Origin of the sequence: Mycobacterium sp. RTGN4 (assembly GCF_033804635.1) — a bacterium.
GTDB lineage: Bacteria > Actinomycetota > Actinomycetes > Mycobacteriales > Mycobacteriaceae > Mycobacterium.
In genome coordinates this window covers 200299-220966 of sequence record NZ_JAPZLB010000006.1, presented here as the reverse complement: position 1 = coordinate 220966, position 20668 = coordinate 200299, and the positions used below count along the sequence as shown (strand labels likewise).

The 20668-nt window shown below is 67.4% G+C and carries 21 protein-coding genes; 11 read left to right on the top strand and 10 right to left on the bottom strand.

The window, feature by feature from the left end; genetic code table 11:
- Nucleotides 1–4: 4 nt before the first annotated feature.
- A complete protein-coding gene (locus tag SLQ30_RS15155) occupies nucleotides 5–349 on the bottom strand; it encodes a hypothetical protein (protein ID WP_319448365.1) in 345 nt (114 codons plus the stop codon).
- 131 nt (nucleotides 350–480) lie between these two features.
- Between SLQ30_RS15155 and SLQ30_RS15150 the strand changes: the two genes are divergently transcribed.
- Genes SLQ30_RS15150 through SLQ30_RS15140 form a run of 3 tightly spaced genes read left to right on the top strand, consistent with a single transcriptional unit; the run spans nucleotide 481 to nucleotide 2559 of the window.
- Nucleotides 481–930 (top strand): MarR family winged helix-turn-helix transcriptional regulator, encoded by a 450-nt coding sequence (locus tag SLQ30_RS15150; protein WP_319448364.1) that lies wholly within the window; start codon nucleotides 481–483, stop codon nucleotides 928–930.
- Nucleotides 927–1748: an ATP-binding cassette domain-containing protein gene (locus SLQ30_RS15145; RefSeq protein WP_319448363.1), complete on the top strand. Its 822-nt coding sequence runs from the start codon at nucleotides 927–929 to the stop codon at nucleotides 1746–1748. Before SLQ30_RS15150 ends, SLQ30_RS15145 begins: the two co-directional genes overlap by 4 nt.
- Entirely contained in the window at nucleotides 1738–2559 is an 822-nt protein-coding gene (locus tag SLQ30_RS15140) for an ABC transporter permease (protein WP_319448362.1), read from the top strand. The genes SLQ30_RS15145 and SLQ30_RS15140 overlap by 11 nt, the downstream gene beginning before the upstream one ends.
- Nucleotides 2560–2562: 3 nt before the next feature.
- Here SLQ30_RS15140 and SLQ30_RS15135 read toward each other — a convergent pair whose 3' ends face one another.
- Entirely contained in the window at nucleotides 2563–4455 is a 1893-nt protein-coding gene (locus SLQ30_RS15135; protein ID WP_319448361.1) for an ArnT family glycosyltransferase, read from the bottom strand.
- 41 nt (nucleotides 4456–4496) lie between these two features.
- Nucleotides 4497–5780, bottom strand: coding sequence for a maltokinase N-terminal cap-like domain-containing protein (locus SLQ30_RS15130; RefSeq protein ID WP_319448557.1), 1284 nt, complete (start codon nucleotides 5778–5780; stop codon nucleotides 4497–4499).
- Between the two features lie 112 nt (nucleotides 5781–5892).
- Here SLQ30_RS15130 and SLQ30_RS15125 point away from each other — a divergent pair, with 112 nt between their 5' ends.
- Both SLQ30_RS15125 and pyrE read left to right on the top strand, forming a co-directional pair.
- Nucleotides 5893–6693: a HugZ family protein gene (locus SLQ30_RS15125; RefSeq protein ID WP_319448360.1), complete on the top strand. Its 801-nt coding sequence runs from the start codon at nucleotides 5893–5895 to the stop codon at nucleotides 6691–6693.
- 32 nt (nucleotides 6694–6725) lie between these two features.
- Entirely contained in the window at nucleotides 6726–7301 is a 576-nt protein-coding gene (gene pyrE / locus SLQ30_RS15120; RefSeq protein WP_319448359.1) for an orotate phosphoribosyltransferase, read from the top strand.
- Here pyrE and SLQ30_RS15115 read toward each other — a convergent pair.
- From SLQ30_RS15115 to SLQ30_RS15100, 4 genes are all read right to left on the bottom strand, one after another.
- Nucleotides 7298–8338 carry an ABC transporter ATP-binding protein gene (locus SLQ30_RS15115; protein WP_319448358.1) on the bottom strand — a complete coding sequence of 347 codons (1041 nt, stop codon included), beginning with the start codon at nucleotides 8336–8338 and terminating at the stop codon, nucleotides 7298–7300. The two genes, pyrE and SLQ30_RS15115, sit on opposite strands and share 4 nt — an antisense overlap.
- Nucleotides 8335–9024: an ABC transporter permease gene (locus SLQ30_RS15110; RefSeq protein WP_319448556.1), complete on the bottom strand. Its 690-nt coding sequence runs from the start codon at nucleotides 9022–9024 to the stop codon at nucleotides 8335–8337. The genes SLQ30_RS15115 and SLQ30_RS15110 overlap by 4 nt, the downstream gene beginning before the upstream one ends.
- Nucleotides 9025–9089: 65 nt before the next feature.
- Nucleotides 9090–9953 carry an ABC transporter permease gene (locus SLQ30_RS15105; RefSeq protein WP_413468053.1) on the bottom strand — a complete coding sequence of 288 codons (864 nt, stop codon included), beginning with the start codon at nucleotides 9951–9953 and terminating at the stop codon, nucleotides 9090–9092.
- Nucleotides 9950–11098, bottom strand: a complete 1149-nt coding sequence (locus tag SLQ30_RS15100; protein ID WP_319448357.1) for an ABC transporter substrate-binding protein — start codon at nucleotides 11096–11098, stop codon at nucleotides 9950–9952. Before SLQ30_RS15100 ends, SLQ30_RS15105 begins: the two co-directional genes overlap by 4 nt.
- Before the next feature lie 216 nt (nucleotides 11099–11314).
- Here SLQ30_RS15100 and SLQ30_RS15095 point away from each other — a divergent pair, with 216 nt between their 5' ends.
- From SLQ30_RS15095 to SLQ30_RS15080, 4 genes are all read left to right on the top strand, one after another.
- A complete protein-coding gene (locus SLQ30_RS15095) occupies nucleotides 11315–11932 on the top strand; it encodes a hypothetical protein (protein WP_319448356.1) in 618 nt (205 codons plus the stop codon).
- A 10-nt stretch (nucleotides 11933–11942) separates the two neighbouring features.
- Nucleotides 11943–12341, top strand: coding sequence for a TIGR03668 family PPOX class F420-dependent oxidoreductase (locus SLQ30_RS15090; protein WP_319448355.1), 399 nt, complete (start codon nucleotides 11943–11945; stop codon nucleotides 12339–12341).
- 260 nt (nucleotides 12342–12601) lie between these two features.
- Nucleotides 12602–12901 carry a hypothetical protein gene (locus SLQ30_RS15085; protein WP_319448354.1) on the top strand — a complete coding sequence of 100 codons (300 nt, stop codon included), beginning with the start codon at nucleotides 12602–12604 and terminating at the stop codon, nucleotides 12899–12901.
- Between the two features lie 71 nt (nucleotides 12902–12972).
- Nucleotides 12973–14037 carry a dihydrodipicolinate reductase gene (locus tag SLQ30_RS15080; protein ID WP_319448353.1) on the top strand — a complete coding sequence of 355 codons (1065 nt, stop codon included), beginning with the start codon at nucleotides 12973–12975 and terminating at the stop codon, nucleotides 14035–14037.
- 57 nt (nucleotides 14038–14094) lie between these two features.
- On the opposite strand, the gene car is transcribed toward SLQ30_RS15080, so the two are convergent.
- Nucleotides 14095–17565, bottom strand: coding sequence for a carboxylic acid reductase (gene car, locus SLQ30_RS15075; RefSeq protein ID WP_319448352.1), 3471 nt, complete (start codon nucleotides 17563–17565; stop codon nucleotides 14095–14097).
- Between the two features lie 184 nt (nucleotides 17566–17749).
- Between car and SLQ30_RS15070 the strand changes: the two genes are divergently transcribed.
- Together SLQ30_RS15070 and SLQ30_RS15065 are read left to right on the top strand one after the other, a co-directional pair.
- Nucleotides 17750–18682, top strand: a complete 933-nt coding sequence (locus tag SLQ30_RS15070) for a class I SAM-dependent methyltransferase (protein WP_319448351.1) — start codon at nucleotides 17750–17752, stop codon at nucleotides 18680–18682.
- Nucleotides 18683–18745: 63 nt separating this feature from the next.
- Nucleotides 18746–19363 carry a hypothetical protein gene (locus SLQ30_RS15065; protein ID WP_319448350.1) on the top strand — a complete coding sequence of 206 codons (618 nt, stop codon included), beginning with the start codon at nucleotides 18746–18748 and terminating at the stop codon, nucleotides 19361–19363.
- 1 nt (nucleotide 19364) lies between these two features.
- On the opposite strand, the gene SLQ30_RS15060 is transcribed toward SLQ30_RS15065, so the two are convergent.
- The gene (locus SLQ30_RS15060; RefSeq protein ID WP_319448349.1) at nucleotides 19365–20261 is read right to left on the bottom strand and encodes a DMT family transporter; all 897 of its coding nucleotides are present in this window, start codon (nucleotides 20259–20261) and stop codon (nucleotides 19365–19367) included.
- 144 nt (nucleotides 20262–20405) lie between these two features.
- A complete protein-coding gene (locus tag SLQ30_RS15055; protein ID WP_319448348.1) occupies nucleotides 20406–20666 on the bottom strand; it encodes a hypothetical protein in 261 nt (86 codons plus the stop codon).
- Nucleotides 20667–20668: the final 2 nt, after the last annotated feature.

The following is a 20668-nucleotide window of genomic DNA, read 5'->3' as shown; positions in this document are numbered from 1 at the left end:
CGAGTCACTCGACGATGTCGAAGAACGAGTCGCCGTCCTCGGGCGTGCCGTCGATCTGACCCTGCTCCTGGCCGTGCACGCTCGGGTCGATGCGGTCGAGTTCGTCATTGCTGACCAACCTCAGCCCGCCACCCTCGTCGGAGTCGTGCGCTTCAGACCCATCGTCTTCGTCGTCCTCGCTGACGTCGGGCTCCTCTTCGGCCAGTCGCTCGTCGAGGGTCTCGTCGTCCTTGGCCTCGATCCAGCGCTCGGGCGGGTCGGCCACTTCGTCGCCGTCGTCGTTGCGCACCTCGTCGGAGTCGAGCGATTCGGTGGTGTCGAGCGGGTTGTCGTCGAAGCCGTCAGTCATGCGCTCATGGTGCCCGACGCGCCACTCCTAACTCCATTCCTGGCGTTTTGGGCGTGCTTAGTTGCGGGTGACGCAACGCATCACGCCGACGCCGCTGGTAATTAGCTCTGTGACAGAGGTATTGTGGCGAGGTGGACACAAGGACCGAACTCGCCGCCGAACTGCTCGGCACGGTGGGCCGGTTCCGGCGCAGGGTACGCAGTTCCGGCGGCGCCGCGATCGGCACCGGGCTACCCGAATCGCAGGCCGAACTACTCCGGCTGATCGGGCGACGGCCGGGCATCTCGGTGCGCGAGGCCGCCACCGAACTCGGGCTCGCCCCGAACACCGCATCGACCCTGGTGTCCAAGTTGTCCGCAGAAGGGCTGTTGCTGCGCACCGTCGACCCCGATGACCGCCGCGTCGGCCGGCTGCGGCTCACCGCCCCCGCGCAGCTGCTCGCCGACGAGTCGCGCGCGGCCAAGCGGGCCGCCTTGAACAACGCACTGAACCGGCTCGACGACAGCCGAATAACCGACCTGACAAAGGGATTGGAAGTCATGTCCGAATTGACCCGCATGCTGGCCGAGGTGCAAAAATGACGGACGCTGCGATCGTATGCAGCCACCTCACCCACCGCTACGGCGAATTCACCGCGGTGGACGACCTGAACCTGACCGTGCAGGCCGGTGAGACTGTTGGCCTGCTCGGCCCCAACGGGGCGGGCAAGACCACCGTCGTCCGGGTGCTCACCACGTTGACTCCCGTCCAGGACGGGACGGTAACGATCTTCGGGCTCGACGCGCGCCGCGCCACCATGGACATCCGGCACAACATCGGATATGTGCCCCAACAGCTTTCGATCGAAGCCGCGCTGACGGGCAGACAGAACGTCGACCTCTTCGCCCGGCTGTACGACGTGCCTCGCAAGCAGCGCAGAGCCCGCGTCGACGAAGCCCTCAACGCGATGCAACTGCTCGACGTCGCCGACGCGCTGGCAGGCACCTACTCCGGCGGCATGGTGCGACGGCTCGAGCTGGCGCAGGCGTTGGTGAACCGGCCCGCGCTGCTGCTGCTCGACGAACCCACCGTCGGGCTCGATCCGATCGCACGCGACGGCGTCTGGTCGCAGGTCGCCGACATGCAGCAGGAGTACGGCATGACGGTACTGCTGACCACGCACTACATGGAGGAGGCCGACGCGCTGTGCGACCGGGTTGCGCTGATGCACCACGGAGTGCTGCAAACCGTCGGCACCCCAACCGAATTGAAAGCAGGCCTGATCTCCGAGGCTAGCCCCGAACCTTCGCTCGAGGATGTGTTCCGGCACTACGCGGGCTCTGCCCTCTCGGAGGACGCCACGCGGCGGGGGCTCAAGGAGATCCGGTCCAGCAGGAGGGTGGCGCGTCGTGTCAGTTGATGGCGCAGTACAGGTAGAGCTCGTCCGCGCGCCGCACGGGCTGCGGCGGGTGGCAGGCCTGCTCCGGCGCATGGGCGCCTTCGGGATCGTCGAACTGCAAAAGCTCGCGCACGACCGCAGCGAACTCTTCACCCGCATGGTGCAGCCTGCGTTGTGGCTCTTGATCTTTGGCACGACCTTCTCTCGGCTACACGTCATCGACACCGGCGGCGTGCCCTACCTCGCGTTCCTGGCACCGGGGATCATCGCGCAGTCGGCGCTGTTCATCTCGATCTTCTACGGCATCCAGATCGTCTGGGACCGGGACGCGGGCATCCTGGCGAAGCTGATGGTCACGCCTGCCCCACCGGCGGCGCTCATCACCGGGAAGTCCTTCGCGGCGGGCGTGCGCTCGGCCGCGCAGGTGATCGGCGTCATGGTGATCGCCTATCTCATGGGCATCAACCTGACGCTCAACCCGCTGCGCATTCTGGCCGCCATGGTGATCGTGATGCTGGGTGCGGCGTTCTTCGCGTGCCTGTCAATGAGTTTGGCGGGGCTGGTGCGCAATCGCGACCGGCTGATGGGGCTCGGTCAGGCGATCACCATGCCACTGTTCTTCGCCTCGAATGCGCTGTACCCGGTGGACGTGATGCCGCCGTGGCTGCAGACGTTGTCGGCCGTCAACCCGTTGAGCTACGAGGTCAACGCCCTGCGCTCGCTGTTGCTCGGCACGCCGGGCAACACCCTGCTCGACGTCACCGTGCTGGTGTTCGCCGCGGTGCTCGGCGTGCTCGTCGCGTCGACCCTGCTACGTCGGCTGGTTCGCTAGGCGTCACTTCGCCTGCGAAAGGTCGTACACCGTCGCCTTGCCCACCTTGATCGCGCGGAAGTTGTCGGCGACCCATCGGGCGATGTCGGCGTGGGGGTGTGAGTTCCACCCCGGCCTGCGGCTGCCCGAGGTGGTGCTGAGGTAGTACGCGACCTGATGCTTGGCGACGTCGTCCTGAAACTGCGCAAGGGTCGGCGCAGGATCCGTGCCGGAGAACCCGCCGATCGCCATTACTGCCGTTCCGGAGGACAATTCGAGCCCAGCCGCGGCAGTCGACCGTTCGATCGCGGCCGACCACTTGGTATCGGCCCGCTTGAGCATGTCGTCCAATTCCTGACTGTCCACGCCCTTGCCCCACATACCGCCGTGGGGACCGGCCTCCCGGGGACCGACGGTAGGGCCGCCGCCCTGATGCGAGACCCCAACGGTGGCAATGGCATACGCGGCAGGCCCGGCCAACGTGCCGACCAACGCCATCGCCAACACCGCTGGCCCTGCCCGCTTCAACCGGCCACTGAACAGCGCGAGCGCCGCAGCGACCGTCAGCGCCAGAATCGTCTGACGCAGCGCGGGCAACCAGGACGCGTTTTGGTTCAGAATCCACCAGGTGAACACTCCGGTTGCCAGCAGCACGGCCGCGAGTATTGCTCGGTACAAACGTGATTCGCGGTGCACCCAGGCCTGCTGCACGCCGAGGGCGAACATCGCCGCAATCGGCGGGGCGATCGAAAGGCTGTAGTAGGCGTGGGTCATGCCGTGCATCAACGTCAGCACCAGCGCGTCGACCAGCAGCCAGCCACCGAACAGCACGGCTCCCGCTCGCACCAGATCGGTGCGGGGCGAGCGGCCGCGGGCGACGACCACCAGCACGGTCGCGACCAGCGCGGTCGGCAGCAACCAGCCGATCTCGTAGCCGAATTCGCCGGAGACCAGTCGCATCCACCCCGGCGACTGGTTACCGAAGCCGCCGAAGCCCGTCTTCGGCGGATTGAACTGGCTGCCCGCATACGTCCCGACGGTCGACGGCGGCGGTGTGAACGAGGGCTTGCTGTGACCGAGCACGCGCGCAAAACCGTTGTAGCCCAACACCAGATTCATGAAGTTGTTGTCCGCGGACCCCGCCAGATACGGCCGGGCCGACGCGGGCCACATCAGCGTGAGCAGCACGAACCAACCGGCGGACGCGAGGAAGGCCGCGCCTGCGCCCAGTAGGTGAACCCACCGCAGCCGTCGTCCGACGGGCGCGGCCAACAGGTAAGCGGCGCCCAGCGCAGGCATCACCATGAGGCCCTCGAGCATCTTGGCCAGGAACGCCAACCCCACCGCGGCGCCGGCCAGGGCCAACCACCTGGCTCCGTGGCGGTCCAGCGCGCGGACGGTGCAGTAGGCCGCGGCCGTCATCGACAACACCATCGCCGCGTCGGGATTGTTGAATCGGAACATCAGTACCGCGACGGGCGTCACCGCGAGCGCCGCGCCCGCGAGCAGCCCCGCCCACCGTCCGCCGATGCGCGCCACCGCCGCGTACGTCAGCGCGACAGCCGCGACAGCCATCAGCGCCTGCGGTATCAGCATGCTGGCGCTGCTGAACCCGAAGAGCTGCCCGGAGAGCCCCATCACCCACTGCGACAGCGGTGGCTTGTCGACGGTGATGAAGTTCTGCGGATCAAGGGATCCGAACAGCAGGGCCTCCCAGTTGCGCGACCCGGCCTGCGTGGCCGCGGCGTAGAACTGGTTGCCCATGCCGTTGATGGTGATGTTCCACAGGTAGAGCACGGCCGTGGCCATGAGCAGCGCCGCGAGGTAGCCGGGCCGGAATCGGGGTCCGGCCTGCGGAGGTGAGGGCGTGAGCGTCGACGCTTCCCCGGTTGCGGGATCCGCCAGCTGCGCTGTCACGCTGTCCAGTGACGCATGACAACCTGTGAGTCGACTGGAGGTTAGCCGACCAGCCGCGCTATGGACGCCAGCGGAATCGGCAACCACGTCGGCCGGTGTCTGGCCTCGTAGCCGACCTCGTAGACCGCCTTGTCCAGTTCGTAGGCGGCCAGCACCCCCGCCTCGTGGCGCGGGTCGACGCCGCCTTCCGCGGCATAGCCTGCGCAGAAGGCGGCGCAGTTGCGGTCCACCCAGTCCCGCGCCCGCGCACCGAGCCGGTCGTCACCAGTGCGCCCGACCACTTGTTGGTAGGCGGCGTACTCGTAGGACCGCAGCATGCCCGCGACGTCGCGCAGCGGGGAATCGGGCCTGCGCCGCTCGTCCACCGGTTGTCCCGGCTCGCCTTCGAAGTCGATCAGCAGCCACGTCTTCGGCGTCCGCAGCACCTGGCCGAGGTGCAGATCTCCGTGCATCCGCTGCACGACGACGCCGTCTTCGGCGCACGTTCGGTAGCGCTGCTCGATCGGTTCGACGTACCGCCCCAACTCCGGAACCGCCGCCGCGACCGCGTGCAGCCGGGCCAGCAGCGTGTCGGTCGGGAACGGCTCGCGCGAAGTTCCGAAGGCGGCCGCCAAGCTGCGGTGCACCGAAGCGACCGCTGCGCCCAATCGCTCGGACTCGCCGGTGAAGTCACCGTCGGCGAACAGATCGCGCGTGCTGGCCGTCGCCATGTCCCAGCCCTCGGTCGAGTCGGCGGCGAACTCGGTGACCATCCCAAGTGCGTACCGTTCGCCGTCGAGCACCGCCTCGAAGGAGCCGAGCAGCCTGGCCACGTGCGGATTATCTGCGCGTGCCAGTTCCCGATTCAATTCGACGTCGGGGTTGATTCCCGCCGAGACGCGACGGAACACCTTGAACACCGCAGCTTGCTCGAACACCACGCTGGTGTTGCTCTGCTCGACGCCCACCAGGCGCCCTTCGGCGTCGACCGGCAGTTGGGCATTCGGCTCCTTGGTGAACCGCAGTGCCGCGACGGTGGCGGACTGGTCGACCAGCGCCAGCAGATATTTCGCGACCGCCGGGTCGTACAGCGCGTCGGATGCGGTGCGAGCGCCGTCGGCTCCGATGGTCGCGACGTCGCCGGCCGCCCCGATCGGCGTGGCGCCCCACCGGATCAGCAGCTGGTAGCGCTCGGTCGAGCCGTCTGCGTAGTCGACGTCGAGCAACGTCAGGTCCAGGTCATCGCGCAGCGCCACCACGATGTGCGGAATCACCGACCGGATGTGACGGCCCCGGCCCGCGTACCACCGTTGCTTCGGCAGCCAGTCGGCGAACGGCAGGTCCAGGGCAGCGCTTTCGGTCGCTTGTTCCATCGGTCTTCAAACCTACCCATCGGCGCCGGTTTTGAATCACCCCGGCGGCGCAGGCGGGGCCACTGTGGCGGGCTAGTCTTCCGAGGTGGCTAACCGCGATCATGGCGACCCGGGCGATGCCCCGTCGGTCCCGCCTCCGCTCACCCCGATAGCCAATGCCACCCGGCCGTCCGCGGCCGAGGAGGCACGCACCATCGCGGCCTCCACCAACACGGGCACGCTGGCCAGCTTGACGACGGGCGGCGACCCTTGGGCGTCCTTCGTCGCCTACGGGCTACACGGTGGCGCGCCCGTGCTCTGCGTCTCCAACCTCGCCGAACACGGCCGCAACCTGGCCGGTGACCCAAGGGCGAGCATCGCGATCGTCGCCCCGACCACCGACCCCGATCCGCTGGCCAACGCGCGGATCACGCTGGCCGGGGTGGCCGAAAGGCCCACCGGCGACGAGTTGGCGGCCGCTCGGGCCGCCCACCTGGCCGGGGTGCCCGCGGCGAAGTACTACGTCGACTACAGCGACTTCACGCTCTGGGTGCTGCGGGTCGACCGGGTGCGCTGGGTGGGCGGATACGGCCGCATGGACTCGGCCACCGGGGAGTCCTATGCGGGCGCACAAGCCGATCCGGTCTCTCCTGTGGCCGCCGGAGCCATCGCGCACCTCAACGCCGACCACGCAGAGTCGCTGGCAGCCATGGCCCGCACGCTCGGCGGTTACCCCGACACCGTGTCCGCAACCTGCACCGGCGTCGACCGCTACGGGCTGGATCTGAAGGTCATCGCCGAGCGCGGACCGGCCTACACCAGGGTCGGGTACGCCAACCCCATCGATTCCATCGACGAATTGCGGATGGCGACAGTCGAATTGGCTCGACGGGCCCGGGAGGCCTGAGCCCGCCCCCGATCGTGCAATACGATCGCTGCATGCCAACGACCGAGCGCCCAGACACCTGGCAGGCCGCGTTCGACCTGATCCGCACCCGAGGTTACGAACGCCGCGAGGAACCGTTCAAGTTGGCCAGCGGCCAGCTCAGCCACGACTACATCGACGGCAAGTTCGCCGTCGACACCGGGGAACGGCTTTCGATCGTCAGCCACGCCGTCGCCGACCTCGCCGCCAAGCACGGCATCGAGTTCGACGCCGTCGGCGGGCTGACCATGGGCGCCGACCCGCTTGCACACGGTGTCGCGATGGTCACCGGCAAGGCGTGGTTCTCGGTACGCAAGGAACAGAAGAGCCGCGGCCGCGAACAGTGGGTCGAGGGCACCCGATTGCAAGCGGGTACCCGGGTGCTGCTCGTCGACGACGTCATCAGCACCGGCGGATCGACGGAGTTGGCGCTCGAGCGGATCGCCCCGCTCGGCGTGGTCGTCACCGGCGTCATCCCGATGGTCGACCGCGGCGAGGTGGCAGCCAAGCGCTTCGCAAAGCGCGGCGTGCCGTTCGTCGCCCTGGTCACGTATCGCGATCTGGGCATCGAACCCGTCAAGGACGTCTAGCTCGGTACCACTAGCAGGCGCGTCTGATCCACGCCGACGGTAACCGGCGCACCAGGTTCGAACCCGCGTGCGGCCGCGCTCGTCAACTGCGCGTCGATCACCGCGCCGTCGGCGAGCGCCACGTACACCCGCGATATCGGGCCGAGGAAGGCCACCGACTTCACCGTCGACGTGCCCGCGGGATCGGCGGTGACGGTCACCGATTCGGGCCGCAGCAACGCGGTCCCGGCGCCCGAGGCGATCGAGCCGGCCAGCGTCGGCACCGACATGCCGAGCAGGTGGGCCTGCCCCGAGGTCACGTCGGCGGGCACCTTGTTGTTGAGCCCGACGAACTCGGCGACGAACGGCGTTGCAGGATCGGCGTATACCTCGGCAGGCGGGGCGAGCTGCTCGAGCCGGCCCTGGCTCATCACCCCGACCCGATCGGCGACGGCGAGCGCCTCCTCCTGGTCGTGGGTGACGAACACCGTCGTCGTCCCCACCTCGAGCTGAACCCGGCGGATCTCGTCGCGCAGCTGCGCGCGCACCTTGGCGTCCAACGCCGAAAGCGGCTCGTCGAGCAGCAGCACACTGGGCTGAATCGCCAGCGCCCGCGCCAGCGCAACGCGCTGCTGCTGACCGCCTGAGAGCTCCGTCGCGTACTTGTTCAGGTGCGCGGAAAGCCCAACCAGGTCCAGCATTTCGGTGGCCCGAGCGGTTCGGTCGCCCTTGCCGCGGCCCCGCATCTTGAGCCCGAACTCCACGTTCTCCAGCGCGGTCAGATGCGGGAACAGGCTGTACGCCTGGAACACCATGCCCATGTCGCGCTTGTTCGCGGGTACCGACGTCACGTCGCGGCCGCCGACGGAGACGGTGCCCGATGTCGCCTCGTCCAGTCCGGCCAAGATGCGCAGCGCGGTGGTCTTGCCACAGCCAGACGGGCCGAGCAGCGCCACGAACTCCCCCGGTTCGATGTGCAGGGTCAGCCCGTCGAGCGCACGCACCGCGCCGTAGACCCGGGTCAGGTCGTTCAATTCGACGCCAACACCGGTCGTCATGAGCTCCGCCTCCGTCTGGTCAACAAGGAAAGGGCAAGCAACAGAACGAAACCGAACAGCAGCACCGCCAGCGACGCGGCCACCGACGTCGGGCCGTCACTCTTGCCGATCGCCACGATCTGCACCTGCAGCGTCTGGAACCCGGACAGTGAGGCGATGGTGTACTCGCCGAGCACCACCGCCACCGATATGAAGGCCGCCGACAGCACCCCCGACCAGATGTTGGGCACCACCACGCGCAGCATCGTCGTCGGCCAGCCCGCCCCGAGCGAGCGCGCTGCTTCCGCAAGCGTCTTCAAGTCGATGGCCGACAGCGCGGCGTCGAGCGCCCGGTACGCGAACGGCAGCACCACCACCACGTAGACGAAGGTGAGCGTCAGCGCGGATTCGCCGAGCAGATACGTCACCCAGAGGTACACGTTCTTGAGCCCGACGACGATCACCAGTGCGGGAATGGTCAACGGCAGCAGGCACATGAACTCGACGACGCCCTTCGCCCACGGCGTGCGCAACCGGACCCAGATCATCGTGGGCACCAAGACGACGAGCATCGCCACCACGGTCAGTAGGGCCAACAACAGCGACGTCACGATGGCCTGGTAGAGCGCGTCGTCGGCGAACAGATTGGCCCACGCCGCGCCAGTTCGCCCGCCCTTGATGAGATTTCGGGTGGAGAAATCCGCCATGGCGTACAGCGGAAACAGGAAGAACACCCCGAACAGCAGCCAGAGTGCGCCCCGCGCAGCGGTTCTCACCTCAACCACCTGGCCGTGCGCCGAACCAGCAGGTTGTACGCGACCATCACCGCGGCGACAACGACGATCATCTCGAGTGCCAGCGCGTACGCGAACCCGGCCTGACCGAGCACCACCTCGCTGGTGAGCGCTGAGCGGATGAGCAACGGCACGATGGGGCTGCCCTGGCTGACCAGCGCAGCGGCCGTCGCGTAGGCCGCAAAGGCGTTGGCGAACAACAGAAGTGCCGACCCGAGGAACGCGGGCGTCAACAGCGGGACGGCCACCTCGCGCCAGTACTGCCAGGTCGAAGCGCCGAGGCTGACCGCGGCTTCCCGCCATTGCTCGCGCAGTCCCTCGAGCGCGGGCAGGAAGACGATCACCATGAGCGGGATCTGGAAATAGGTGTACACCAGGATCAGCCCGGGCAACCCGTACAGCCATCCGGATCCAGCCAGGTTCCACCCGAGGTGCTCCTGAACCCACAGCGTCAGCACACCGTTGAGCCCGATGGTCGCAAGGAACGCGAAAGCCAGTGCGACTCCGCCGAACTGGGCGAGCACGCTGCACAGCGACAATACGGTGCGACGCACCAGTGACTCGGCGGGACGCGTCACGATCAGCCACGCGAGCAAGGCTCCGAGCAGCGCGCCCAGCAGGGCGGTGCTACCAGAGAGCAGCACGCTCTTGCCCAGCGCCGACAGTGCCGTCTCGGAGAACAGGGCCTGCAGGCGGGCGAGCGAGAACCGGCCTCCGTCGAACACCGCACTGACGATGACCGTGATCGTCGGCACGATCAGGAAGATCGCAACGACCGCGAAGAACGGCAGGAGCGGCAGGGCCGCCACCGCGCGGCCACGCAATCGGCGCACCGCGATCAGCCAATCGCCTTCGCCCAGTTGGCCTCCAGGTACTTCGAGGCCGCTGTGTTCTGGTCAACGGTGACGGAGATCGCCTCCCCGTCCACGGGTGGCAGCACCCGGTACGCGGCCTGGTCGATGCTGCCCTTGGCGGCCATCGTGGTGGCCCGCACCGGTCGGGCACCGCCCTGCAGGAACAGGTTCTGACCTTCGTCGCTGTAGAGGAACTCCTGCCAGAGCCGCGCCGCGGCCGGATGTGGTGCGTCCTTGTTGATGGCCTGGAAGTAGAAGCCCGCAATCGCGGCGTTCGGCGGGATGACGACCTGCCAGCTCGGCAGCTTCTTGGTCTCGGCGACGTTGAGGTAGTCCCAGTCGATCACCACCGGCGTCTGACCGGATTCGATGGTGGCAGGCGTCGGATCGACCGGCAGAAAGTTGCCCGCCTCGTTGAGCTTCCGGAAGAACTCGACGCCGGGCGCGATGTCGTCGGGCGAGCCGCCCTGGCTTAGGGCCGCCATCATCACGCCGGAGAATGCCGCGCCAGCCTGCGTCGGGTCGCCGTTGAGCGCGACCTTGCCTTTGAACTCGGGCTTGAGCAGGTCGTCGACGCCCGTGATGGGAGGCACCTTCGACGAGTCGAAGCCGATCGACATGTAGCCGCCATAGTCGTTGACCCACTTGCCGTCGGGATCCTTGTAGGCCTCGGAGACGTCGTCGAACGTCTCGACCTTGTACGGCGCGTACAAGGCGGTGTTGGCCAGCGCCACCGACTGGCCGAGGTCGAACACGTCCGGCGCGGTCGACTTGCCCTTCTGCTGGGTGGCGGCGTTGATCTCGTCCTGACTGGCGGCATCGGGCTGAAGTGAGTTGACCTTGATGCCGTACTTGGCTTCGAACGCCGCAATGATGGCACCGTAGTTGGCCCAATCTGGTGGCAGCGCAATGACGTTGAGCTCGCCCTCCTTCTTGGCCGCCGCGACGAGGCCGTCCATGCCTCCAAAGTCGGCCACCGACTTCGCCTCGCCGGCCTTGACTCCCGACTGGGTCTGCTCGCCACCCGACTCCTTCGTGGGAGGGGCGCAGGCGGTCAGCCCGCTTGCGCCGACGAGGACAAGGGCACTCGCGGCCGCTGCGAGCCGGACACGTGTCAGCCGAAAAAGAGTCATGCCGAACCTTCTTATGGGCGGGAAGCGCGGCCATGAAGCGCAGCCCACCGGGAGGTGACGCTGCTGGGACGCCGCTGTGAACACATCGTCAGGGACGATACCGGGGGGCCGTCACCACCGGCGGATGTTCCGGGCACGGGACGCAGGTCCCCGACCACGGCGCGTCGATTTGCCTACCACCGCACGTTTGTCCAGGTAGCCGCCTAGCATCATGGGGTGCCCGATAGCGAGGCCTCGGCGGATTCCAGGTTGGAGGCGCCGGACGACACCGATCGGCTGGACATCGGTGCGCCCGGCGGCGACCCTGCGGACGGCCAGTTCGAGTATCTCTTCGACGAGGCCGAAGACCCAGAAGCGCAGGCCGAACCGGACCCGACGCCCGAGGACGTCGTCGACTATTGGCCGGATCCGCCGCACGACCAACAGGTTCTGACGGATCGGTTCGACGCCTTCGACGCGGACACATGGCACTTCAAGCCCGCACCGACGCCCTGGTATCAGACCCGGCAGGCCGTGCTCGGAATGGCCTTGGTGGCGCTCGCCGTCGTGGCGCTGGTCGTTGCGGTGGTACTGCTGACGGTGCGCGGACCGTCCGATGAGGAGTCCCCTTCGCCCGCGACGTCGACGACACCGACGACGGACGCGCCGACGACGGCCACCGCCAGCTCCGTGCTCCCGCCGCCACCTCCTCCGCCGCCCCCGCCTCCACCACCGTCGGCATCGGCGCCGGCGTATTACCCGCCGCGGTATCAGAACCGGCCGACGAAGAAGCCCGAGATCAACGTCACCCGCAATCCCATCAGCGTCGCCCCCCAACCTCGCGGGCCGCGGTGACCCCGGCGCGATGATCCCCGCCGAAGCGTTCGCAGCCGCCCCGGTCGCGGTCCTGTCGACGGCAGGGGCAGACGGCGTCCCACACGCCGTGCCGGTGGTCTTCGCGGTGCGCGGCGATGTGCTCTATACGGCGGTCGACGCCAAACGCAAGACCACCCACCGGTTACGCAGGCTGGCTAACATCGCAGCCAACCCGCGGGTCAGCCTGCTCGTCGACCACTACGACGCGGACTGGACGCAGCTGTGGTGGGTGCGCGTTGACGGGGTTGCCGCGATTCACGACAGGGGCGAGCAGATGGCCACCGGCTACGCGCTGTTGCGCCAGAAGTACCCGCAGTACGAACGGATCGCGCTCGACGGCCCCGTCGTCTCGGTCGACATCGCACGCTGGTCCTCCTGGCAGGCATGAAAATAGCTGACGAGCTCTTTCGAGTGCGGGTAGCGATGACACCCCGTGGTGAGCCGAAGCCTCGGAACGCGACGCGCGCTTAGCTCGATTCCTGCCATCCGTCGATCAATTTCTGCCAACGGAATTAAACCCGCTGACCTGTTGGTTTGAAACCTGTGACCGGGTTGGGAAAGGCCCCCGAGCCGGCAGCGGGATGCCTCCGGGCAACGCCACCGACGGCGTGGTTCGCGAGCAGACGTATAAGAAGAGGTAGTTGCACAGTGAAGAAGTTTGGATTTGCCACCATCATCGCGAGCGGGTTGACCGCCGCCGTCCTCGGGCTCGCCGCACCGGCCGTCGCCGCGCCGAGCGGTCCTGGCAACGCGCAAGACACCATCAGCTCGCTTCAAGCGCGCGGCTACAAGGTGATCGTCAATCGCGTAGGCAACACCCCACTCGACCAGGCCAGCGTCGTTGCGGTGCGGCCTGGACAGACCTACAGCAGGACCGACTCGGGCAACCCGGGTGACGACCTGCTGACCACGGTCACCGACAAGACGGTCTACGTCGACGTCAAGTAGCCCAACCTGACTGGGCCGTTAGAGGGGCATCCCGTAAGGGATGCCCCTCTTTCGTGCCAGAATCAGCCGCCATGACACTTCGCATCGTGCAATGGGGCACGGGAGCCATCGGCAAGGAACTGCTCGCCACCATCCTCGATCCCCGCTCCGGGCTCGAACTGGCCGGTGTGAAGGTGTATTCCGACGACAAGAACGGCGTCGACGCAGGCGTGCTCATCGGGCGCGATCCGGTCGGCGTGACGGCGACCACCGACAACGCCGCGATCCTGGCGCTCGATGCGGACTGCGTGGTCTACACGCCGCGGCTGACGTCCGTCGACGACGTCTGTGCCATCCTCGCGAGCGGGAAGAACGTTGTCACGACGGCGTTTCTGTTCCATCCCAAGCGCATCGCCGCTGCCGACCGCGATCGCGTACTGGCAGCGTGTCAGCAGGGCGGCACCACCGTGCATGGCTGCGGGCTGAACCCCGGCAACTTGTCCGGGGCGCTGCCGCTGGCATTGACCGGCATGAGCCGCACCATCGAGAAGCTGACAGTGCAGGAGCGGGCCGACTGGTCGGTCTACGACAGCACCGCCATCACGTTCGACAACATGCGCTTCGGCCAGCCCGTCGACGAAATCAGCGTTACCGCAAACGATTTCCTGGCGTTCAACTCGTCGATCTTCACCGAGCAGGTGTGGCTGCTGGCCGACGCGCTGAACGCGGGCATCGACGAGGTGACGGCCTCCGTCGAAGCCGTCGCCGCCGAGCACGACCACGAGATCTTCGACCACGTGCTGCAGGCCGGAACCACCGCTGGGCAACGGTGGAACTGGGTCGGCCGCAGGCAGGGTGAGCCGTTGGTCGAGATCGAGACGCTGTGGACCGTCGGCAACGAGTATCCGAAGCATTGGCCCAAGCCGCGGCACGGTTGGACGTTGACCATCGAGGGCGACCCGTCGATGCAGGCGCACTTCTTCTCGTTGGCGAGCTTCGAGCGGGAGGCTTCGATGCTCGAGCACGTCAACTCGGCGAACGTCGCCACCGGGATGCAGGTGCTCAACGCCGTGCCCGCGGTGTGTGCGGCGGCGCCGGGGTTCGCGACCATCGCGGACCTCCCGCCGGTCCGCAGTCTCATCGGCTTCGGCAACTAAGCGATTTCGGCGCGCTTTTCGGGTCTCAACTCCGAAAAGCGCGCCGAAATCACGGGGTTAGAGCAGGCCGAGCAACTCCAGGTCCGTGACGTACTTGACGATCACCGGCGGGGTTACGTGCGGAATGTCCTTGTCGGGACCGATCTTTGCGTCCTGGACCGCAGCACGGAACCGATCGGTCGGGGCGATCGACCCGTTGATCGGGTGCTCCGGGCTCCGGTAGTTGTGCAGCAGCGGCAGCAGCGACGCGTTGCGCTGCTGCTCCGGCAGCGCCCGCAGCGTGGTCTCGAAGCGGGCCAGCCAGTCGGCGTACCCGTCGACGCGCCGGATCGGGTAGCCGGCGTCGATCAGCCAGTCCACGAACTCGTCCATGCCGAAGCCGTCGTCGTACGGGTTCATCACGTGGTAGGTCTCGAAGCCCTCTTGCACATGGGATCCGAGCGTCGAGATGGCCTCGGCGATGAACTCGACGGGCAGCCCGTCGTAGTGCGCCCGCTGCCGCTGGCCGTCGGCGGCCAGTTCGTAGAACGATTGCGGCGCAACGCCTGTCGCAACCAGGCTGAGCATCATGCGGGTGAACATGTCGGGCAGGTTGAGCTGTCCGGCGTACGTGGTGTCGGCCAGGATCATGTCGCAGCGGAACACCGAGACCGGTAGGCCGTGGTGCTCGTTGGCTTCGCGTAGCAGCACCTCACCGCCCCACTTGCTGTTGCCGTAGCCGTTGGCGTAGCTGTCGTCGACCTTGCGGGTGGCACTGACCTCGCGGACGTCGGCGTCCTCGGTATTGTCGGCCGGGTTCATCCCCGCCCCGACGGCCATCGTGGACACGTAGACGAACGGCTTGATCTTCGTCGTCAGCGCGATGCGGATGAGCTCCGCAGTACCAAGCACATTCGGCCCGAACAGCTGGCTGTAGGGCAGTACGTGGTTGACCAACGCCGCGGGGTCGACGATCAGGTCGACGGTGTCGGCCAGCCGCTGCCAAACGTCGTCGGACAGGCCGAGGTTGGCCTCGCCCTTGTCGCCTGCGAACACTTCGAGGTGCTCGGCGGCCAGTTCACGGTAGTGCGCGAGCAGCTTGGGGTCTCCGCTGTCGAACGTCGCGTCCAGTCGGGCGCGTGCGGAGGCGTCGTCCTTGGCGCGGACGATGCAGATTACCTTGCCGTCGACCAGGTCCATCCGCTGCAGCCAGTCCAGGGCTAGGTAGCGGCCGAGGAATCCGGTTGCACCCGTGAGCAATACGGTGCGGATCTCGGAGGCCGGGCCGGGCAACGACGTTGCCGTGGCAAGGGTTTCCGAGTCGAGGAACTTGTCCAGGGTCAGCTGGCTCGCGTGCACCTCGGTCGCGTCGCGGCCGTGCACCGCGTCGTACGTCGGTCGCTTGGCCCCACCCGCACGCTGCGCCTCGATGTACGCGGCGATGGCGGCTAGGTCGCTGGCCGGGCTGACGATCACGCCGACGGGGACGTCGACGTCGAAGATGTCGTGCAGCAGGTTGGCAAAGGTCAACGCCGACAACGAGTCTCCGCCGAGGTCGGTGAACTGGGCATCGGGCTGCACGTCGGAGGGCGCCGCACTCAGCAGCGCGCTCGCGGCCTTGCCGACGGTCTCCAGCACCGGCCGATCGGCGCCGCTCTGGCGTAGCGTGCGTAGCTCGCCCGCCTGACCGTCGGCCAGGTCGGCGTACAACTGCTCGAGCTCCGCGCCGTAGCGTTCCTTCAACCGGGGCCAGGCCAGCTTGCGGATGCCGGTCAGTAGCCCGTTCTCCAACGTGAACGGGTTGGTCTCCACGAGGAAATCCCGGGGCACTTCGTAGGACTGCAGCGCCGCCGTCCGCGCCGCCTCCTTGAGCGATGCGCTGATCGCCGACTTGAGTTCGGCTCCGGCGTAACGGGATTGGGCGTCTTCGGTGGGCACGACGACGGCCAGCAGGTAGGGCCTGGCGCTGTTTCCGTAGAGGTAGATCTGCCGCACCAGCGGGCTGTCGTTGAAGACCGATTCGAGCTTGGAGACGGCGACGAACTCGCCTTGGGAGAGCTTCAGCACGTTGTTGCGGCGGTCCACGTAGCGCACCTGGTCCGGACCGAGCTCGGCGACGATGTCTCCGGTGCGGTAGTAACCGTCGGCGTCGAAGACCTCGGCCGTGACCTCGGGCCGCTTGTAGTAGCCGGGGAACAGCTGGTCGGACTTGACCAGTAGCTCGCCGCGCGGGTGCGGTACGTCGCTTCCGAAGTAGCCCAGGTCGGGCACGTCGACCAGCTTGTAGTCGAGCACCGGTGGGCGGCGGATCTGACCGTCGACGAAGACGGCGCCCGCTTCGGTGGAGCCGTAACCCTCGACGAGGTGCATGTCGAGGAAGCCCTCCACCCACGCCTTGAGTTCGGGCGAGATCGGGGCCGAACCGGTCATCGCGGTGACGAAGCGTCCGCCGAGCAGACTCCGGCGAAGCTCGTCATCAGTCGCGCCCCTATCGGCCAATGACACGTACTCCTGATACAACATGTCCCAGATGCGCGGCACGAAGTTCATCTGCGTTGGCCGCACCAGGGCCAGGTCCTCGAGGAAGGTGGACAGGTCGCTGCGGGCGGCGAAATAGACCGTGCCGCCGCTGGATAGCGTCCCGAAGAGGACGCCGCGGCCCATCACGTGGCTCATCGGGAGGAAGCTCAGCGTGATCCCCGGGACCACTCCCTGCTTCTCGTCCCAGTGGGTGTTGGCGGCGGCCCGCCACATGGTGGCGACCTTGCTCTCGGGGTAGATCGCGCCCTTGGGCGCGCCGGTGCTGCCAGAGGTGTAGACGAGCATCGCGATGGGGTCGTCACCTTCGGCGGCAACGGTTTCCAGCGCGGGCAGTGCGCGCCCGCGAGCGAGCGCATCGCCCAGGGTCTCCACGACGACACCGTCAAGCCGGACCTTGGCCGCCTCGAGCGCCTCACGCTGGTCGTCGACCTCGGGCCGGAAGTCGAATACGACGAGTCTTGCCGGCGTAGGCCCACTGAGCACCAGCGCGACGGCGTCCTCCAGGTAGTCGATGCTCGACGCGATCAGTGTCGGCTCGGTCTCGGCGACGATGGGTTGGAGTTGGCTCAGCGGCGCACTGGTCTGCAGTGGCACGGACACCGCCCCGAGTTGGGTAAGCGCCGTGTCGACGACGGTGTAGTCGACGCTGGTGAAGCCGAGGATGGCGACCCGGTCGCCGGGGTGGACTGGCGTACCCCGCACACCTGCGGCGAACGCCTGCACGCGCTCCCACAGCTGGCCGTAGCTCACGGTGTCGAAACGGGGCTGCAGTTGGGCCGTCGTGCGCCCGGCGGCGTCGGTGACGAATTCGACGGCGCGCTGGCCGAGGGCGGGCCGGTCGGCATAGCCCTCCATCACGACGCGGACGACCTCGGGCAGGCGTAGGTCTGGCTGGTTGGCTGCGTCGGCGACGGCCTGGTCGGGCTTGCCGGCGGCGAATTGCTGGTCGTTTGCGTAAAGGTCGGCGACGCGGCGTGCGAGCCGTGCTTCGCGGGTATTGCTCGACATGAAAAGCCTCTAACTACTACTTGGAATTATTTGTCTCGGGGGCCTCGTCGCCCTCACGTACACTCATAACGTTAGCAAAACTAAAGATATGCCCCAAATGGCTGACCTGCTGATTTGCTGTGTGACGACGGCCACTCCCGATCATTTGTTATAGTGTCTAAGTATTCAACTATGGAGGTAGACGATGACTCGGACCGACAACGACAGCTGGGACCTGGCCACCAGCGTCGGAGTGACGGCGACCATGGTGGCGGCGGCAAGGGCAGTAGCCACCAACGCCGACGAGCCACTCATCGACGACCCCTTCGCAGAGCCCTTGGTGCGTGCCGTCGGTGTGGACTTTCTCACTCGCTGGGCGAGCGGCGAACTGACCACCGAGGCCATCGAGGGTGACGAAGCGGGTTTCGGCCTGGCCAACATGCCTGCGGCGATGGCGGCCCGCACGCGGTACTTCGACGCGTTCTTCGCCGACGCCGCCAAGACCGGCATCCGCCAGGCGGTCATCCTGGCAGCCGGGCTCGATTCGCGGGCCTACCGGCTGTCGTGGCCCGACGGCATGACCGTGTTCGAGGTCGATCAGCCCGAGGTCATCGAGTTCAAGACCACGACGCTCGCCGGTCTGGGCGCCGAGCCGACGGCCACGCTCCGCCACGTCGCCATCGACCTGCGCGACGACTGGCCGACCGCACTCAAGGCGGCGGGCTTCGACCCCGACCAGCCCGTCGCGTGGATCGCCGAGGGCCTGTTCGGCTACCTGCCCCCCGACGCGCAGGACCGGCTGCTCGACGCCGTCACCGCACTCAGTGCACCCGGCAGCAGGCTGGCCACCGAGACCATCCCGCACAACCCCGACGTCGACCTCGAAGCGGCCAGGGAGAAGATGCGTGAGTCCAGCGCGAAGTGGCGCGACCACGGGTTCGACCTCGACTTCTCCGAATTGGGGTTCGAGGGCGAGCGCAACGAGGTCGGCGCATACCTCGACGTGCGCGGCTGGCGCTCGCTGGGCACCTCGATGGGGACCCTGCTGACCGAATACGGCTTCCCCGCCATGCCGACGACGGACGACGGGTCCTCGACCATGGCCGACGTCGTGTACTACACGTCGATATTGGGCTGATTGCCAGGGCATTCACAGCCCAACCCGCAGCCGACGCACAGCACGGGCCGTAGATTTTCCTCGATGTATCGCGGGCAAGCGAAGCTGATGGAAACGAACCCCATGGTGAAGTGGGTGTTCGGATCGGGCGTGGCCGCGTGCCTTCTGCTGAGTGCGGCATGCATCGTGCTGCCCGGCAAGACGAAGCTCGTCGCGGTGGTCGTGGTTGTCGGTGCAATGCTCGTCGTCTACCCGAGGATGCTCTCGCGCGCGCTCGTACCGCGGCCCGACCGGGTCTCGCTCTACGTGGATGACAGTGGCGTGTACGCCGACGACGCGCCATATGCGCTCCGCGAGGACATCACTGCGGCGTACATCCGGCCCGCGTTGACCGCCCGCACCTCGCGGCACTGGAATTACGGCGGGTCGGTGCCAACCACGTACTCGTTGGACCTACCGAAATACCCGTTGACGGTGGAACTCATGACTCGCAGGGGTCAGTTGAACATCAATCCTGGCAGCCAGGATGCGGCTGCCGAGATCTTGGTCGCGCTCGGGTTCCCGGTCACGATGTGTGCGCCCGACCACGTGGCCGGAACCCGCAGGCAATGGGTCATGTCGGCCGTGATCGTGGTGGTGATCCTGGCCGTGGTGTTCGCCTACTCCGCATATATGTCCCACCGCGTCGGCGGGGCGCACTGACTCAGGCCGCCGCTTCGCGCGCGCGCTTCATCTCGAGACCTTCTTCGTAGGCGCCTTCTTCGCGGCCCAACGCGACGGTGGCCGCGGCCATCGCGACAACGGCGACGGTGAGCGCGATGGCCTGATACCGGCCCGCCTCGAGCTCTTCCCCCAGCACGATGGCGCCAAGCAGCACTGCGACGACGGGTTCGAGCACCAGCATCGTCGGCACGGTCATCTGCAATGCGCCGGCATGAAAGGCCGACTGCTGCAACAGCGTTGCGATGATCCCGAGCACAATCAGGGCGTATGGAGCGGGCGTGGCCAACAGCGCCAGCGGACCGCGAGCGGCGGCCACGTGCATGACGATCTTCGTGGTCACGGCGACGACGCCGAACAGCACGCCGACGGCGACGGCCAACAATGCGGCGCGTTGCCAACCGCCGATGCGGATGGCTGCCACCACGCAGCCCAGCACGACGACGCCGCAGCCGACGGCCACGATCGTCGACACGGGCAGCGACGCGGGAGTGTCCTGCGGACCGGGGCGGGCCAGTAGCACGAACACGGCGAGGCCAGAGGTGAGCAGGCCGGCCCACAGCCATTCGGAGCGGGTGACGCGGCGCCCGGCCAGCCGCGCACTCAGCGGAAGGGTGAACAGCAGCGCGGACACCAGGATCGGTTGCACCAGGATCAGCGAGCCCTTGATCAGCGCGAGCGCCTGGAAGGCGTAGCCAAGCACGGCCGCTCCGGTGCCCGCCCACCAGATCGGGCGGCGCAGGAGCGTGGTGAACATGACGGCGCTGACGCCGTCTTCGGCGGGCAGGTCCATGGTGGCGCGCTGGCGGACCACGATGCCGACGGCCATGAAGCCTGCCGCGCACAGCGCAAGAACGATGACGAGGCCATGCCCGATCAAGAGCCATGCCCGATCATGAGAGGTGTCCCATCAAGAGCGCGCTACCACCGTTCCGGACACTCCTTCATCGGCTCGTGCGTTCATCGGCTCATGCGTTCATCGGTTCGTGCGATGACCCCCGCCGCCTACACCGTAGAGGGGTCCTCAGCTAGCTTCGAGTCGAGCATCCGAGTCGGCGCCTTCGGGCCCGAGCCGGTCGGTGACCCTGCCGACCGCGTCGTCGACGCGATGGACCGCGGCATCGCACATGCCACGCACCTTGTCGCCTGCGGAGTCGACGTCGTCGGCCGCGCTGAGCAGGTAGGCCCGGACGTTGAGCCGCAGCCGCTCCGCCTTCGAACGCAGCCTGCGTCGCACGCGGTCGTCGACTTCAACGGTTACGAAGGGCAGAACCTTGAGCCGCATGC

What these genes read in the sequence shown, in the direction of transcription:
- SLQ30_RS15155 (WP_319448365.1), bottom strand. Translation starts at nt 349, where the DNA reads ATGACTGACGGCTTCGACGACAACCCGCTCGACACCACCGAATCGCTC.
- SLQ30_RS15145 (WP_319448363.1), top strand. Translation starts at nt 927, where the DNA reads ATGACGGACGCTGCGATCGTATGCAGCCACCTCACCCACCGCTACGGC.
- pyrE (WP_319448359.1), top strand. Translation starts at nt 6,726, where the DNA reads ATGCCAACGACCGAGCGCCCAGACACCTGGCAGGCCGCGTTCGACCTG.
- SLQ30_RS15115 (WP_319448358.1), bottom strand. Translation starts at nt 8,338, where the DNA reads ATGACGACCGGTGTTGGCGTCGAATTGAACGACCTGACCCGGGTCTAC.
- SLQ30_RS15110 (WP_319448556.1), bottom strand. Translation starts at nt 9,024, where the DNA reads ATGGCGGATTTCTCCACCCGAAATCTCATCAAGGGCGGGCGAACTGGC.
- SLQ30_RS15100 (WP_319448357.1), bottom strand. Translation starts at nt 11,098, where the DNA reads ATGACTCTTTTTCGGCTGACACGTGTCCGGCTCGCAGCGGCCGCGAGT.
- SLQ30_RS15090 (WP_319448355.1), top strand. Translation starts at nt 11,943, where the DNA reads ATGATCCCCGCCGAAGCGTTCGCAGCCGCCCCGGTCGCGGTCCTGTCG.
- SLQ30_RS15080 (WP_319448353.1), top strand. Translation starts at nt 12,973, where the DNA reads ATGACACTTCGCATCGTGCAATGGGGCACGGGAGCCATCGGCAAGGAA.
- car (WP_319448352.1), bottom strand. Translation starts at nt 17,565, where the DNA reads ATGTCGAGCAATACCCGCGAAGCACGGCTCGCACGCCGCGTCGCCGAC.
- SLQ30_RS15070 (WP_319448351.1), top strand. Translation starts at nt 17,750, where the DNA reads ATGACTCGGACCGACAACGACAGCTGGGACCTGGCCACCAGCGTCGGA.
- SLQ30_RS15065 (WP_319448350.1), top strand. Translation starts at nt 18,746, where the DNA reads ATGTATCGCGGGCAAGCGAAGCTGATGGAAACGAACCCCATGGTGAAG.
- SLQ30_RS15055 (WP_319448348.1), bottom strand. Translation starts at nt 20,666, where the DNA reads ATGCGGCTCAAGGTTCTGCCCTTCGTAACCGTTGAAGTCGACGACCGC.